Origin of the sequence: Clostridium intestinale (assembly GCF_035905475.1) — a bacterium.
Lineage (GTDB): Bacteria > Bacillota > Clostridia > Clostridiales > Clostridiaceae > Clostridium_T > Clostridium_T intestinale.
The window spans coordinates 2,235,312-2,250,841 of record NZ_CP121166.1 but is presented as its reverse complement, the minus strand read 5'-3'; the positions used below and the strand labels follow the sequence as shown (position 1 = coordinate 2,250,841).

General features: G+C 27.7%; 16 protein-coding genes. 14 read left to right on the top strand and 2 right to left on the bottom strand.

Annotated elements, in window-relative coordinates; all coding sequences use genetic code 11:
- Positions 1–6 precede the first annotated feature (6 nt).
- From P8F83_RS11685 to P8F83_RS11660, 6 genes are all read left to right on the top strand, one after another.
- Positions 7–2,127 carry a glycosyltransferase gene (locus P8F83_RS11685; protein ID WP_326514722.1) on the top strand — a complete coding sequence of 707 codons (2,121 nt, stop codon included), beginning with the start codon at positions 7–9 and terminating at the stop codon, positions 2,125–2,127.
- A gap of 19 nt (positions 2,128–2,146) precedes the next feature.
- Positions 2,147–3,208, top strand: coding sequence for a glycosyltransferase (locus tag P8F83_RS11680; RefSeq protein ID WP_326514721.1), 1,062 nt, complete (start codon positions 2,147–2,149; stop codon positions 3,206–3,208).
- Between the two features lie 13 nt (positions 3,209–3,221).
- Positions 3,222–5,672 carry a glycosyltransferase gene (locus P8F83_RS11675; RefSeq protein ID WP_326514720.1) on the top strand — a complete coding sequence of 817 codons (2,451 nt, stop codon included), beginning with the start codon at positions 3,222–3,224 and terminating at the stop codon, positions 5,670–5,672.
- Positions 5,673–5,979: 307 nt separating this feature from the next.
- Entirely contained in the window at positions 5,980–6,525 is a 546-nt protein-coding gene (locus tag P8F83_RS11670; RefSeq protein ID WP_326514719.1) for a YcxB family protein, read from the top strand.
- Positions 6,526–6,545: 20 nt separating this feature from the next.
- A complete protein-coding gene (locus P8F83_RS11665) occupies positions 6,546–7,088 on the top strand; it encodes a YcxB family protein (protein WP_326514718.1) in 543 nt (180 codons plus the stop codon).
- Positions 7,089–7,212: 124 nt separating this feature from the next.
- Entirely contained in the window at positions 7,213–7,758 is a 546-nt protein-coding gene (locus P8F83_RS11660; RefSeq protein WP_326514717.1) for a DUF6155 family protein, read from the top strand.
- A 138-nt stretch (positions 7,759–7,896) separates the two neighbouring features.
- Here P8F83_RS11660 and P8F83_RS11655 read toward each other — a convergent pair whose 3' ends face one another.
- Together P8F83_RS11655 and P8F83_RS11650 are read right to left on the bottom strand one after the other, a co-directional pair.
- Positions 7,897–8,118, bottom strand: coding sequence for a DUF2922 domain-containing protein (locus P8F83_RS11655; protein WP_021800908.1), 222 nt, complete (start codon positions 8,116–8,118; stop codon positions 7,897–7,899).
- Between the two features lie 47 nt (positions 8,119–8,165).
- Positions 8,166–8,399, bottom strand: coding sequence for a DUF1659 domain-containing protein (locus P8F83_RS11650; RefSeq protein WP_326514716.1), 234 nt, complete (start codon positions 8,397–8,399; stop codon positions 8,166–8,168).
- Between the two features lie 184 nt (positions 8,400–8,583).
- Here P8F83_RS11650 and P8F83_RS11645 point away from each other — a divergent pair, with 184 nt between their 5' ends.
- The 8 genes from P8F83_RS11645 (at position 8,584) to fliF (ending at position 15,529) form a co-directional block, all read left to right on the top strand.
- Positions 8,584–9,765, top strand: a complete 1,182-nt coding sequence (locus P8F83_RS11645) for a hypothetical protein (RefSeq protein WP_326514715.1) — start codon at positions 8,584–8,586, stop codon at positions 9,763–9,765.
- Positions 9,766–9,834: 69 nt separating this feature from the next.
- Positions 9,835–10,155: a hypothetical protein gene (locus P8F83_RS11640; RefSeq protein ID WP_181601041.1), complete on the top strand. Its 321-nt coding sequence runs from the start codon at positions 9,835–9,837 to the stop codon at positions 10,153–10,155.
- Positions 10,156–10,300: 145 nt separating this feature from the next.
- Positions 10,301–11,473, top strand: a complete 1,173-nt coding sequence (locus tag P8F83_RS11635) for a DegT/DnrJ/EryC1/StrS family aminotransferase (protein WP_326514714.1) — start codon at positions 10,301–10,303, stop codon at positions 11,471–11,473.
- 108 nt (positions 11,474–11,581) lie between these two features.
- Positions 11,582–12,442, top strand: a complete 861-nt coding sequence (locus P8F83_RS11630; protein ID WP_238902579.1) for a flagellin — start codon at positions 11,582–11,584, stop codon at positions 12,440–12,442.
- Between the two features lie 384 nt (positions 12,443–12,826).
- Positions 12,827–13,222, top strand: coding sequence for a flagellar basal body rod protein FlgB (gene flgB / locus P8F83_RS11625; protein ID WP_326514713.1), 396 nt, complete (start codon positions 12,827–12,829; stop codon positions 13,220–13,222).
- A 2-nt stretch (positions 13,223–13,224) separates the two neighbouring features.
- Entirely contained in the window at positions 13,225–13,629 is a 405-nt protein-coding gene (flgC, locus tag P8F83_RS11620) for a flagellar basal body rod protein FlgC (RefSeq protein ID WP_021800928.1), read from the top strand.
- A 9-nt stretch (positions 13,630–13,638) separates the two neighbouring features.
- Positions 13,639–13,944 (top strand): flagellar hook-basal body complex protein FliE, encoded by a 306-nt coding sequence (fliE, locus tag P8F83_RS11615; RefSeq protein ID WP_021800929.1) that lies wholly within the window; start codon positions 13,639–13,641, stop codon positions 13,942–13,944.
- A 22-nt stretch (positions 13,945–13,966) separates the two neighbouring features.
- Complete coding sequence (gene fliF / locus P8F83_RS11610; protein WP_326514712.1) at positions 13,967–15,529, top strand: flagellar basal-body MS-ring/collar protein FliF; 1,563 nt, start codon at positions 13,967–13,969, stop codon at positions 15,527–15,529.
- Position 15,530 lies beyond the last annotated feature (1 nt).

The window sequence follows — 15,530 nt, the reverse complement described above, 5'->3', positions numbered from 1 at the left end:
GGATATATGAAACTAAGTATAGCTATGATTGTAAAAAATGAGGAGAAATATCTAGATCAGTGCTTAAAGGCATTATTGCCCATAACAAAAAAAATATCATCAGAGATTGTTATACTTGATACAGGTTCAACAGATGCTACTAAGGATATAGCGAAGGAATACACTGAAAACATTTATGATTATATTTGGGAAAATGATTTTTCTAAGGCAAGAAATAAGTCTATAGAATATTCAAAAGGAGAATGGATATTAGTAGTTGATGGGGATGAGGTTTTAGAAAATCCCAATACTATAGTAGAATTTTTTGATAAAAAAATATATACGAAATATAACGCAGCTACAGTGGATATAAAGAGCTTTAATTTTTCAGAAGAAGAAGGGTACGCTATATGTCCTATTCCTAGGTTATTCAAAAAGAAAAAAAGTCTGTATAAAGGAGCTATACATGAGCAACCTCAATATTCGGTACCTGTAGTTAGACTAACTGCTTGTTTTAAACATTACGGATATTCAACTACAGACTTGGATTTTATAGAAAAGAAATTTTATAGAAATCAAGAGATATTAAAGAAGGAATTAATAGGTACAGATGACAGAAAGTATGTTTTATTTCAAATAGCTCAAAACTATAATCTTATTAATGATAGCGAAAGTTCCTTAATTAATATAAAAGAAGCTTATTTAGAATCTAAAAGACTTGGAACAAGTGACTCTTATATATACCAACTCTATATAAAACTTCTTTATGAATATAATTTATATGATGATTGTATCAAAATTATTGAAGAAGCCTTGGAAGTTAGAAAGGATCATATAGATTACTACTATTATTTAGGTTTTTGCTATTTTTCAAAACAAGAATACATTAAATCAAAGGAAGCCTTTGAAAAATATCTATTTTATTTAAATAACCTAGAAAATAATAACAGCTATAAGGATATAACCTTGGTTATATACACTAAAGGAAACATAGATAATGTGGCATTAACTTTATGTAGTATAGAGAATAAGATAGGAAATTATAATAAATCCATAGAATTATATGAGAATTGTAAAAATAATAGTCTTAAACTTAGTTATTTTTCAATTTATTTAGATTCCTTAATTACCTCTAAGAATTACGATAAACTATTATTAGAAGCTAAAAATGAAAAAAATAATAAGGATATATTTATTTCAGCTTTAGAAAATAGCTTAAAGACAATGTATATATATGAAAAAGAAAATATACTAAAAACATTAAAAGGTGTTGTAAATGATATAGGCTTATATATTAATATTAAGGATAAATTCATTAAAGAAGATTGGAATGATAACAATATATTAAATAAGATAGCTCAAATATCCTATTCTAAGGTAAACTTAGTATCAATATACGCTTTAAGGTATCTGATATATAATAATTCAAATAGTTTATTTGAATTAGAGTCTATCAACAATATAATATCCAAGGATTTATTAAAAGCTGCATGTTCAAATAATCTTTTATTAGTGAATTCACTTAAAAGCTTAATAATAACGAGACAATTTTCAGATAAAAAAGAAGAATTAAAAGTAATAGTTGAGATAGAGAAGTTTTTGCTAGATATACCTAACTTAACTGATGAAGAATATCTGAACATATTTGAACAGTACTTAAGAGACTCTGATAAATTATTTCAGCATCTATATGGAGAAAATTATAAAGAACTGAATATTGATAGCTTTGAAATTGAAAGAGTTAATGAGTTTTTAGAGTTATATAAACTAATATCTATAAATAAGCTTGAGTTTGTTAGAAAATTGAATTTTATTTTAAATAGGAACGAACAATATAGAAGAATCATTAAGATATATAAAGATAGGATAGAGACATATGATAAATACGTTAATTTATTTAAAGAAAAGAACTTATTACTTAGAAATATAGAAAGTTTAATTAATCAAGGCTCTTTCATAGAAGCCTTGAAGATATTAAATGAAACTATAGAATTAATTCCATTTGATAGTGATATTTTAAATGCCTTAGGTGTAGTTTCCTATTATATGAATGATAAAGATAATGCATTAAGATATTTCAATAGAAGTTTGTTGCTGGATCCTGATAATAGAGATGCATTTATGAATGTACAGTCATTAAAAGAATAATTATAAGGATGATGGATTTATGATTTCATTGTGTATGATAGTAAAAAATGAAGAAAAAAATATAGGTGATTGCTTGAATTCTGTAAAAGACATTGTAGATGAAATAATAATTGTAGATACTGGTTCAAGTGATAAAACTAAAGAAATAGCTAGTAAGTTTACTAAAAATATATACGACTATAGATGGCAAAATGATTTTGGAAGTGCTAGAAATTATTCTCTATCTAAAGCAAGTAATGACTGGATATTAGTTTTAGATGGAGATGAGAATATAGTAGGATATGATAAAGAAAGTGTTTTAAACTTTGTGAAACTCTCTTCAATAGATTGTATCGGTAGAATAAAAACATTTAATACCTTTGATAGACACGGTGAAGTAAAAACCTATATAGAAAGAGTAAATAGATTATTCAACAAGAAATATTATAAATATGAAGGAATAGTACATGAACAACTCGTTCCTATAAATAATCTTATAGGAAAAATGATTCCAGCAGATATTGAGGTTGATCATATAGGATATACTACGGAAATAATAAATAGTACTAATAAGATAAAAAGAAACATATGTCTATTGAAGGAAATATTACTAAAAGCCCCTAGTGATATATACATACTTTATCAATTAGGAAAATCTTATTATATGAATGGAGAATATAGAGAAGCCTATAATCATTTTAAAGAAGCCATAGGACTTTTAGACAAGGATGTTTTTTTGCTTGAATATATTGAAGATCTGATAGAAAGTTATGGGTATTGTTTAATTAACTTAGGGAAATATGAAGAGGCTTTGTATATAGAAAAGTATGAAAAGTATTATAGGAATGAAGTAGACTTTATATTTTTGAAAGCTCTTATATATATGAATAATAGCAGATTTCAAGAAAGTGCTGAGATTTTTCTGAAATGTTTGGATATGAAAGATGGAAAGCTTTTAGGAACAAATTCATATTTAGCTTTATATAATATTGGAGTTATTTTTGAGTGTTTGGGCTTTTATAAAGAAGCTCTTGAATATTACTACTTATGTAAAAATTATACTAAGGCTGTAGAAAGAATTAAAATAATAGAAAAGTCATGAGAGGTAAGAATAAATGAATGATAAAAATATTGCAAATAGAAATGAATTTGAATCATATAAAATAGAAATAAAAAGAATTATAGAAGAATTTATTAATGAAAACAAATTAGTGGAAGCCAAAGGATTGATACAAGAGTACGAAAGTATAGAGAAAAATGATATTGATCTATACTCTTTCAAAGGAATCATAGAGATTATGGAAAATAATCTAGATATGGCAGAACAAATATTTAAAGAAGGGTTGCTAATTAAAGATGACAATTTTGATTTAAACTATAATTTAGGATATTTATATCAAAATAAGAATATAATAGATAAATCGAAAATTTATTATAAAAGGGCTCTTTTTAATATAAAAGATAAAAACATTCAAAGTCTTATTTTTGAAAATTTGAAAGTTATGGGGGAAACAGAAGATTTAGAAGATATTTTGAGAAAACCTAAATTTTTAAAAACTAGTATAATAATTCTTACTTATAATAATTTTGAATATACAAGACTTTGTATAGAAAGTATAAGAAAGTATACAGAAGAAGGTAGTTATGAAATAATTGTAATAGATAATAATTCTACAGATGAAACTATAGAATGGATAAAAAATCAGAAAGATTTGAAAGTAATATTAAATTCGGAGAACTTAGGATTTCCCAAAGGTTGTAATCAAGGCATAAAAATAGCAGAAGGAGAAAGTATACTTCTACTTAATAATGATGTAATTGTAACACCAAACTGGCTTACAAATTTAAATTCAGCTCTTTGGAGTTCAGAAAATGTAGGAGCTGTAGGAGCTGTAACTAATAACTGTTCATATTATCAATCTATTTATACAGAATATAAAAGTATAGAAGAAATGATAGAATTTGCAAAAGACTTCAATGTGTCAAACCCTCTAAAGTGGGAAAAAAGAATAAAGTTAGTAGGGTTTTGTATGCTTATAAAGAAAAGTATTATAAAAGATATAGGACTGCTTGATGAAAGATTTACTCCAGGGAACTTTGAAGATGATGATTATTCTATAAGAATAATAAATGAGGGATATAATTTATTGCTTTGCAATGATACTTTCATACATCATTTTGGAAGTACTTCATTTAAAGATATTAATAATTTTAATAGTATATTATATAAAAACTCGAAGAAATTTGAGGAAAAATGGGGTTTTAACTCATCATATTCTTCATTTATAAGAAATGATATAATTAAATATATAGATAAAAGAAGTGAGGAAGATTTTAATATACTAGAAGTGGGATGTGCGTGTGGAGCGACATTATTAAAAATAAAAAATTTGTATAAAAATGCTAACCTTTATGGAATTGAGCTAAATGAAAATGCTGCTTTGATTTCTAAGAATTTTGCTGATATTAGAGCCGAAAATATTGAAAGTGCTAGTTTAAGTTATGAAGAGAATTATTTTGACTATATAATTTTTGCAGATGTTTTAGAGCATCTATATGATCCTTGGCTTGTATTAAAGAACATAAAAAGATATTTAAAAGATAACGGTAAAATAATAGCTAGCATACCTAACGTAATGCATTATAGTGTAATAAGAGATTTAATAAATGGAAATTGGACATATAGAGAATCAGGAATTCTGGATAAAACTCATATGAGATTTTTTACGTTTAATGAAATAGTAGATATGTTTAATAGGTGCGGATATTTTACAATAGCCCACCAAAAGACTACCGTTAATGTTAGTAAAGAAGATAAGGAGTTTATGAATAAATTAGCTGAAATATCAAGTGAAGAGATGTTACAACAATACGATGCATATCAATACTTAATTGTTGCTGAAAGGTTGAATAAAATAACTAATAAAGAAAATAAAGAATATAATGTTAATGTTGTGAATAGGAATAAAAGCGATAAGGATATTGAAGATAATTGTAGTAAAGAAAATAAATGTAATTATTTTATAGATCCAAGTTGTGATGTTAGAGGAATAGAGAAAATAAAATTTGATAACAATGTAGTTATTCAAAAAGATTGTTGGATAAATATAGCGTACATAAATACAGAACAATATATGATAGAATTTGGTGAAGGGTCAAATATAGGAAGAAGAAGTACGATATCGGCTTCAAATAAAATTATTTTTGGTAAAAATGTTTTATTAGGACCTAATGTTTTAATCTCAGATCATAATCATGAATATAGAGATACTAATATTCCTATAATTTATCAAGGAATAGATTCAATGAAAAATTGTATAAACATTGGAGATGAAACATGGATAGGTGCTAATAGTGTAATTATTGGAAATGTTAAAATAGGGAAACACTGTGTTATAGGGTCTAATTCAGTTGTAACAAAAGATATACCTGATTATTGTGTTGCTGTTGGAAATCCAGCTAAAGTAATAAAAACTTTTGATACTGAGACTGATACATGGAAAAGAGTATCAAATAGCAGAGAGTTGGATATGATTTTATCCCAAAGATATGATTTGTCAAATTAGAAATATCAATTGAACAACTTTTTATTTGAGAAGTTATGAGAAGGATATATAAATGTAAGTCTAAACATAACTTAAGAATCTAAAATGTTAGAATTGGCGGTTAGTTATAAGAAAGATAATATTTATTATTAAGACTTAAAAAGTATACAAATGAATATAGATAAACTAGCTACTCAGATAAAGGCATTAGATGAGGAAAGTAGACTGTAACTAAGATGGATTTGAAATATAATCCATCTTTTTATTTCAAAAACTGCTATTACCATATATAATATGTTATGTAAATAAATATATAAAAGGTGGAATTATGAATATAAAATTTAAAATAGAGTATAAAGATTTTTTAAACTTTTATACCAGTGTTACTTATAAAACAGAAAGGTTTAATAAAATAGTAAAATATACTTGGCTATTTATTTTGCTTATAGTTGCATTTGTTATTTTAGTTTCGAGTGAAAATAAATTTAGAGTAATTGCTTTAATAATAGCTATTTTAGTTTCTATTTTTATAAAGTTTTTTATGAAAGTGTTTTATAAAAATATGATAATAGCAGGGTTAAATAGAAAAGAATCTGCCTATATGTTTAAAGATATGGAAGTGACATTAAGTGAGGAAGAAGGATTGTATGTAGAGAACTTTAGAGAAAAAAGACTGATTTATTTTAATGTTATAAGAGCTTTATATATGGTAGATAATTATTTAATAATTATCTTTGGAAATAATGAGTATATTTATATACCTAAAGCAGCTTTTAAAGATACTCCAGAGGAATATGATTTTACAAATTTACTTAAAGAAAAAACAAATAAAACAGTAAGCAATTTATATCCACAATTTTTATTATATAAATAATATATGAGGTGATTTGATATATGACTATAGGATTTAAATTAGATAAAGAAAATCTTTCAGACTTTTATGCTAGAAATATTATAGAAACAATGACTTTTAAGGTAGGTAGAGGGCTTTTAGTGCTTTTTGTTTTGAGTATAATATTTTTGGTATGGAGGATAACAGATGATAAGGGATTTAGGATAGAGGCAATTTTTGCAAGTTTAACTACTGTTATATTCTTTAAAATAATAACAAGAAAATCTTTTGGATATATATTTAATAAAAAGTATGATGATTTTAAAAAATCAGGTATGTTTGATATGATGGAGATTGGTATATTAGAAGAACATTTTTATATTATTAATTCAATAGAAAAAAGAGAAATCAGTTACTCATCAATAAGTAGTATAAATATTTCTGAAAATTATATGTTCATCATTCTTTCTAGAAAACAGTATTTTACAATCCCTCTAGATTCATTTAAAACTTCCGAAGATAAAAAAGCTTTTAGAGAGTTATTAGAAGAAAAGATAAGCATTAAAGCAAAATATGAATATCCAGACGGGTTAAAGTATATTTAAAAAACTTCTCTAAGAAGAAACGATATTAATATTTATAATTTGATTTCTTAAATAATAGTCCATTAATAGTTAAGAAAGTATAGTATATAGTAAAGTTATGATTAATACTATTAGGAGAAATATCATGTCTATGTTAAAAATCAATGATTTAAGATCATATTTAAAAAATAAAAGTAATCAGGAACTCATAAAAGAAATAGTTGAATTAGCAAAACAATTTCCTGTAGTCAAAGAGTATTACAGAACTAAAGTAGATCCAGATTTTGAAATAGAAATCTTTGAAAAGTACAAAAAAATTATTCAAGATGAATTTTTTCATTATAAAGGTTTTGGGAAGCTTAAATATTCAAATATTAGCAAAGCCATTAGAGATTTTAAAAAAATATCTAAAAATTCAAAGTTGATTGCCGAACTTATGATTAGTTACTCAGAACTTGGAGTAGAATTTATGATTGAATATGGAGATGTAGATGAAAGGCTTTATAATAATATACTAAGATCTTATATTAATGCGTTAGATTATATCTTTAAGAATGGTCTAGAGGAGAAATGTAAAGACAGAATGAATCATATACGAGAAGATGTAGTAGGGGTAGATTGGGAATTTGGTGATAATATGAGTGAAGTTTATAATGAATACTTTAGTGATTTCGACAATGAAGATGAGTAAAGAAACAGAGGATTTACTGATTAAATTTTTATGTATGCTTAAAACCTGTAGAGTTTGGTATATAATCTAAGAAAGCTGTAATTAATAAAGCCCACTTGCTATAGAATTTAAGATTCCATAGCAAGTGGGCTAAATTTTTTATTTCTTTAACTCAATAACTGTACTGCTCTTACTAACAATCTTAGCGGAGTAAGGTGTTACAAGAGTTCCGTTCTTAGTTAGAAAAGTATTGTTTTCTATAATAACCTGCATCAATTCCTCAACTTCTTCATTAGTTAATCCTTCTCTAACATCAGGAATAGTTATAGAGGCTTTACTACCATTGCTGGTGATAAAGACTAGGGAAAGTGAATGATCCATATATCTCACCTCCAGTGCTAGCTAATGTTTTTTCAAAATTCATAATACTATTCTCCTTCAGTTTCTGAAATTTTACTTACTTTAGTTAGTAAATAGTCTCCAGTTTGAGTGTTTAATACTGAAGCTATGGCTTTAGCAACATTTAGAATATTTTCAGTTGGAGAATCAAGCCTTATTCCTGAAAAACTTCTTTTTTTATAGGTTACTTCACCTGAAGGTTTAGTTCCATTGTGGATTTCTATGGCTAAAGTGACTGTTTGTAAATCTTCATTTACATTCATAATAAATCACCTCCTTCCCTAAAATTCAATGTACTAATATAATATGTTGATAAGTTAAAATTGTGTCAATATTTAATGCAAAATGTAGAATAGTGGCTATACCAGAGAGTTTTAGAGATATATAGAAATCTTTTTCTAACTTTTACATAGTATAAAGGGAATAATTTTATTAGGAGAAAGTTTCATGAAGGAAATTACGGTAAGTGAGTTTGGAAGAGATGATAAAGATGAGTATTTAAGCCACTCGGTTTGGACTGATGGAGAGGAGGTTCAAGGAGAGGTTGAGAGAGAAATTTTCTTTAATAAAGATAAAAAGGAAATTAAAGAAGAGGTAATCTTACCTATAAATAATAATTATCAAACTTCTTTTGATGATGATATAAACTTAGAATGTAAGCTTGAAGATTTAAGATTGACCTTAATAAAACAATATCTTTATGATATTAAAGGTGATCGATACCAAGATGCTTTAAAAATCTCAATCGAGGATATTGGGAAAAAGCTAGATATAATTAAAGAGTCATCAGGAACTTTAAAAGTTAAAAATATTGGGGTTTTGATGTTTACTGAAAGACCAAAAGAGTTTATTCCAGGAAGTTATATAAACCTTGTGCACTTTGAAAATTCATCTGCCGATAAGAAGCATATAATGACGGTTTTTGATGGGCCTATCCATGAACAAATAAGAGGGGTTTTAAGATATGTAAAAACTTATGTACTTAAAATAAATAAACTGGAGAGCGGGGATGTGTGTAACTATCCAATAGATGCTATAAAAGAAGCTGTTGTAAATGCTGTTTATCATAAAAACTATAAGCTGCATATGCCTATAGAGATTAGAATAGATAGGACTAAGTTTGTAATTATAAGTTATCCTGGAGCAGATAAAATTGTAGATGAAAATGAAATAAATGAGGGTGAAGTTTGTGCTAGAATATATAGAAATCTAAGGATTGGAGAGTTTTTACAAAGTCTAGTATTTACAACGGGAAACTCTACTGGATTAGGCAAAATGATAAAAGCTATGCACATTAATAATTCATCGAAACCAATATTTAAAACCAATGAAAATAGGGATTACTTCTTAGTAAGGTTAAATGTAAATAAAACTTTTTTAGATGAGAAACAAGTAGGTGAAAATCAAGAACAAGAAGATTATGATGATGTAAATCTAATTGAGAAAAATATTCTTGAACTTTTAAAAGATGGACCTTTAACTAAAAAAGAGATTGCAAATTACTTTGGGTATAAGATTATGTCAGGAGGTGTTAAAAGTTCATTTGACTCGTTATTAGATAAAAAATATATTGAGAGTACTGCAGTAAGGCCAAATATCAGAAATCAGAAATACAGACTTATAAAGTAGAATAGTTTGATTTTTATATAAAGATTATCGTATAATTGTAATAAGATGGATTGGGTAGGGTGAATAGTTATGAGTATTAATGATAAACTAGTTGTAAAAAGAGAAAGCTTAGAAAAACTAAGAACTGATATAAAAGTACTTAAAGTAATGATTGATAATAGAGATGCCTTAAGGATTATAAATGAGATGTCTGAAGTAATTGAGGATAATCTTAAGTTTGATGAAGTAAACATCAAAGATAAGATTAAAGATAAGATGACTAAAACTGAAAGCACAGACCCTGAATTAAGTTTTAAATTATATATGCTTTATAGAAAACTTAGTGATGGAAAGATTGATGATGCAGAAGCTGCTAGAGATTTTGAGATATATACAATGATGACTAATTAGTAATTAAATAAACTTTAAACACTTCCAAGTATTTTATTAAACACAGTAGAATACTTGGAAGTGTTTTTTTGCTTTTGTAGTAGATAGTAAGTTGAAGCTTCATATAATAGTAGAGAAAAGATTAACTAAGTTAAGGGGAAGTAATATGAAAGACGAAAGAAAAATTTCTTTTTCTCCTCCAGATATAACAGAGGAGGAAATAGAAGAGGTAACTAAGGTTTTGAAATCAGGATGGATAACTTCTGGGCCTAAGGTAGTAGAATTTGAGGACAAGGTTAAAGAATATTGTTCAGTTGACAAAGCTGTAGCAGTTAATTCTGCAACGGAGGCTATGGAGTTAGTGTTAAGGGTTCTTAATATAAAAGGAAAAGATGAGATAATAACAACTCCTTATACCTATTCAGCAACCTCAAGTGTTGCTTTGCATAAGGGAATTAAACCAACTTTAATAGACTTAGAGAAAGATTCTTTTTTTATGGATTTAAATAAACTAGAGAGTGCTATAAATAGTAATACTAAAATGATAATGCCTGTAGATTTTGGAGGAGTTCCTTGTGACTATGATTGTATTAAGGAAGTTTTAAAAGCTAAAAATAGAGAAGATATAATTATACTATGTGACTCTGCTCATTCCTTTGGGGGAAAATATAAGGGTGAAGTTGTAGGAGCTCAGTGTGACTTTCATAGTTTTTCCTTTCACGCAGTTAAAAATCTAACTACCTCAGAAGGTGGAGCTATTACCTATAATGAGGATACCATGCTAAGAGGAAAAGATCTATACAGAGAGTTTAAAATTGCATCTTTACAGGGACAAACCAAAGATGCACTTTCTAAGACAAAAGCAGGGGCATGGGAGTATGATATTATAACTGATGGGCTTAAATGTAATATGACAGATATAAGTGCGGCTATTGGATTAGTACAACTAAAAAGATATCCTGACATGTTAGAAAAAAGGAAGAAGATTTTTAATGTTTATACAAGTTTGCTTAAAGACTATGATTGGGCTATAGTTCCTTTTGAAAAAGATGATTTAGGAACAGAAACTTCCTATCATTTATATCCTTTAAGAATTAGAGGATTTAAAGAAGAGAAGAGAAATAAACTTATTGAGAACTTAGCTAAAAAAGGAATAGCAACTAATGTTCACTTTAAGCCGCTGCCTTTATTTACTTTATATAAGAAGCTAGGATATAAGATTGATGATTATCCAAATGCCCTTTCTCAATATGAAAATGAAATTAGTTTACCAATCTATTCAAGTTTGAGTATTGAAGATGCTTATTATGTTGTGGAGGAACTTATTAGAAGTATATAAACTGAACTGAGTCTGTTTTAATTACAGACTCTTTTAAATTCACCTATAAAGTTTTTAAAGTTTATCTTCGATATAACTTATATATAGAAATTTATTGGAGTGATGAATGTGAGATTAAACACTAACTTAATGTCTCTTAATGTTTATAAAGGATATACAAAGGCACTTAAAACTCAAGAAACTGCTTTCAACAGAATATCTACTGGATTAAAGATTAACTCGGCGAAAGATGATCCTAATAATTTAGGACAGTCTGAGATGTTAAGACTTCAAATAAGAGGACTTCAAGCAGCGGGAAGAAATCTACAAGATGGAGCATCTATGCTTCAAACCTTTGATGGAGCTTTAAATTCAGTTTCTGAAAGTTTATCTAGAATGAAAGAATTAATTGTTCAAGCTAACTCAGATTCTTTAAATGATGAAGATAAAGCTATTATTCAACAAGAAGTAAGCCAATTAAAGGAACATATAAACTCAGTAACTAAGGATACTGAATTTAATGGAGTAAAGTTGTTAAATGACCAAAACGTAACTGATAATAATAAACCTGGATTTATAAATACAACCATTGGAGCGAATGTAGGAGAACTTGCAAAAATTCCTACATTTAATACAAGTACAACAAATCTAGGCAAAGATGGAGTAGGTTATTTAGAGGAAATCAATGTTCTTGATCCAACTATGCGTAATAAAAATCTTGAAATTCTTGATTCAGCTGTAAATAGTGTGAATTCTATTAGAAGTAAATATGGAGCTATACAAAACAAGTTTGAATCCTTATCTCAGGGTTTAGGAGAAATATCTCAAGCTGTAGAAAATGCAGATAGTAGTTTAAGAGATGCTGATATAGCTGAAGAAATGATGAACTATTCAAGAGAATCTATATTAGTAAACTCTTCTATAGCCATGATGGTTCAAACAAATAAGTTACCACAAGACGTTCTTCAGATATTAGAAAGAATAAAATAGTCGAAATTTGTTGTATGATTGTACCTTTTTTTGATATTAAATGTATGTTAAAGTAGAAAATGGAGTTTTTAGAATAAAAAATTATTCTGAAAACTCTTTTTTTATTTTATAGAATAAGATATCATATATCTAATGAGTAATGATTATCAATAGTTGGAAAATTCAGAAAATTCAATGTGAAAAGCAGGTTTTGATAAGTTAAAAGTTATTAACAAAGATTAAAATTAATTAAAAATACAATTAAAGACATGAAAACTTGAAAAATTATGTAGAAATATCTTTAAATATAAATTATAATTATATTAAATTGTTTGTTGGATTTTAGGGTTTTAGTAAGAATGATGTAAGAATTTAAATATATAAAGAGAGGATATGAGAAAATCTATGGCGAATATTTCAGAATCAACATATAATTTAATCAAAAGTGGATTAAATGCTTCTTCATTAAGAGGAGAAATTATATCGAATAATATATCTAACATTAATACAGCAAATTTTAAAAGAAGCTATGTGTCTTTTGAAGAGCAATTTAAAAAGAGTTCAAGTGAATTATCATTAAAAGTAACTAAAAACAAACATATAAGTGATAACGCAAATACTGGTGCTGCTAAAGTCTTAAAAGATGAAAGTACAAGCATGAGGACAGATGGAAACAATGTAGACTTAGAACTTGAAAAAACTAATCAGGCAGCTAACACTATGCTTTATAATGCCTTAGTTACTTCAGCTAATGGAAAGATAAGCAATTTAAGATATGTTATAACAGGTGGAGGTAAATAATTATGAGCATGTTTAATGCATTAAAGATAAGTTCTTCTGGATTGACCGCTGAAAGACTTAGAATGGATACAATTTCATCAAATATAGCTAATGTAAACACTACTAGAGGTGAAGATGGAAAACCTTATGTAAGAAAAATAGCTGTATTTAAAGAAATTTTAGATAATAAAACAGGTGGAGCAGGGGTAAAGGCTGAGAAGATAGTTGATGATCCATCTCCATTAAGAAAAGAGTATGACCCTTCACACCCAGATGCTGATGAAGAAGGTTACGTAACACTTCCAAATGTGAATATATTAAATGAAATGGCGGATATGATTTCAGCTTCAAGATCTTATGAAGCAAACATAGATACATTAAATGCAAATAAAAGTATGTTTATGAAAGCACTAGAAATAGGAAGGTAGGTATAATACGTGAAGATAAATTCATTCATTCCAAATGAACAGATTTTTAACACAAGTAATGAAAATAAAAATAACAAAATAAGTGAAGCTGGTGGAAGTGATTTCTTTAAGATATTAAAGGACAAGCTAAACGAAGTAAATGAACAGCAGGTTAATGCTGATGAAATGACAACCAAGATGATTCAAGGTGAAGATGTTGAAGTACACGATGTTATGCTTGCAGCAGCAGAAGCTCAAACTTCTCTACAACTAGCAGTACAAGTTAGAAATAAAATAGTTGAGGCTATCCAAGAAATAAATAGAATGCAGATATAGTGATAACAGTGAGGAGTTAATAATGGAGAAAATAAAAGAGATTATAAAGAAGTTCCAAGAGAAATTTAAGTCTCTTTCAAAAGGAGTTAAAATTTCTCTGATTATTGCCCTAGTTGCATTAGTAGTTGGTATTATAAGCTTTAGTTTTTACTCTAGTAAAAATAAGTATGGTATTTTATTTAGCGATTTGGAAGCAAGTGATGCACAAACTATAACAGCTAAGCTTAAAGAAGCAAAGGTTGATATGAAGATAGACGGGCAAAGCATTTTAGTACCAAAAGAGAAGGTAAGCGAACTTAGATTAGAATTAGCAACAGAAATTAAGTCCGGAAGTAAAGGCTATGAACTTATGGACGGGAGCAGTTCTTTTGGTATGACAGATGAGGAATTTCAAGTAAAGAAAATACGAATGCTTCAAGGGGAATTAGAAAAAACTATAAAAAGTTTTTCTCAGATTGAAGCTGCAAGAGTACATATAACCCCCGCACAAAGTTCAGTATTTGTTAAGGATAAAACACCTGGCAAGGCTGCTGTTTATATACAGTTAAAAGCAGGAAAAACCTTAGAAAATGATCAAGTGAAAAGTATAGTAGCATTAGTTTCAGGAAGTACAGAAAATATTCCAAATGAAAATGTTGAAGTTATGGATTCAGATATGAATCTTTTATCTAAAGGCTTGTTTGATGATAATGGAGTTGCAAGTTCAACCTCAGTAGACAAACAAAGAGCAGCTGAAAAGCAGTTTGAAAAGGAATTACAACAAGCAATTATAGATTTATATGAACCGGTTTTAGGTAAAGGGAAAATATCAGCTCAAGTAAATGCTGATTTAGATTTTGATTCAACTTCTCAAACACAACTTGTTATAGACCCTAACAAAGTTATAGTAAGTCAAGAAACATCTAAAGATGTTAATCAAAATGGAACAACAACAAATGGAGCAAGTCCAGTTGATAATAATTCGAGCAATACAATTGATACAAATAATGGTTCAGGTACTTCATCAAGTGAAAAACAAACTACTAATTATGAATCAGGTAGAACAGAAACTAAAACAATAAAAGCGGAAGGTGGAATAAGAAGAGTTACAGCATCCGTTATGATAGATGGAAACTTAGATGCAGCTACTCAAGAGCAGATGAGTAAATCTATAGCTAACGCTATAGGGCTTAAAGCAGATAGAGGAGATGAAATATCTGTTGTAGGTATGACATTTGACCCTGCAGCAAATAAAGAAGCAAAAGCTCAATTGGATGCTATGCAAGAAGAGATAGCTAAGCAAGAAAGGATGACTCTAATAAGAAATATAGCAATAGGTGCAGGTATAGGAATTGTAGCAATAGTAGCTGCTATTATATTCTTTAGAAAGAGAAGAAAGAAAGACGAGGCAGAAGAGCCACATATCTTAGATATAGTTGTTGGAGAACAAATAAAACCTAAGGAACCTGTGGTTTATGACCCAATAGATTTTGAACCTAATGATGAAACTAGCCATATAGAAAGTGAAGTTAAAAAATATGCAAAGGAAAAACCAGAACAAGTAGTTGAAATACTTAAATCTTGGCTTAATGAAAGAGAGAGGTGAT

Bases quoted from the DNA above. Each gene is read 5' to 3' on its own strand.
- P8F83_RS11685 (WP_326514722.1), top strand. From the start codon at position 7: ATGAAACTAAGTATAGCTATGATTGTAAAAAATGAGGAGAAATATCTA.
- P8F83_RS11680 (WP_326514721.1), top strand. From the start codon at position 2,147: ATGATTTCATTGTGTATGATAGTAAAAAATGAAGAAAAAAATATAGGT.
- P8F83_RS11675 (WP_326514720.1), top strand. From the start codon at position 3,222: ATGAATGATAAAAATATTGCAAATAGAAATGAATTTGAATCATATAAA.
- P8F83_RS11670 (WP_326514719.1), top strand. From the start codon at position 5,980: ATGAATATAAAATTTAAAATAGAGTATAAAGATTTTTTAAACTTTTAT.
- P8F83_RS11665 (WP_326514718.1), top strand. From the start codon at position 6,546: ATGACTATAGGATTTAAATTAGATAAAGAAAATCTTTCAGACTTTTAT.
- P8F83_RS11660 (WP_326514717.1), top strand. From the start codon at position 7,213: ATGTCTATGTTAAAAATCAATGATTTAAGATCATATTTAAAAAATAAA.
- P8F83_RS11655 (WP_021800908.1), bottom strand. From the start codon at position 8,118: ATGGATCATTCACTTTCCCTAGTCTTTATCACCAGCAATGGTAGTAAA.
- P8F83_RS11650 (WP_326514716.1), bottom strand. From the start codon at position 8,399: ATGAATGTAAATGAAGATTTACAAACAGTCACTTTAGCCATAGAAATC.
- P8F83_RS11645 (WP_326514715.1), top strand. From the start codon at position 8,584: ATGAAGGAAATTACGGTAAGTGAGTTTGGAAGAGATGATAAAGATGAG.
- P8F83_RS11640 (WP_181601041.1), top strand. From the start codon at position 9,835: ATGAGTATTAATGATAAACTAGTTGTAAAAAGAGAAAGCTTAGAAAAA.
- P8F83_RS11635 (WP_326514714.1), top strand. From the start codon at position 10,301: ATGAAAGACGAAAGAAAAATTTCTTTTTCTCCTCCAGATATAACAGAG.
- flgB (WP_326514713.1), top strand. From the start codon at position 12,827: ATGGCGAATATTTCAGAATCAACATATAATTTAATCAAAAGTGGATTA.
- flgC (WP_021800928.1), top strand. From the start codon at position 13,225: ATGAGCATGTTTAATGCATTAAAGATAAGTTCTTCTGGATTGACCGCT.
- fliF (WP_326514712.1), top strand. From the start codon at position 13,967: ATGGAGAAAATAAAAGAGATTATAAAGAAGTTCCAAGAGAAATTTAAG.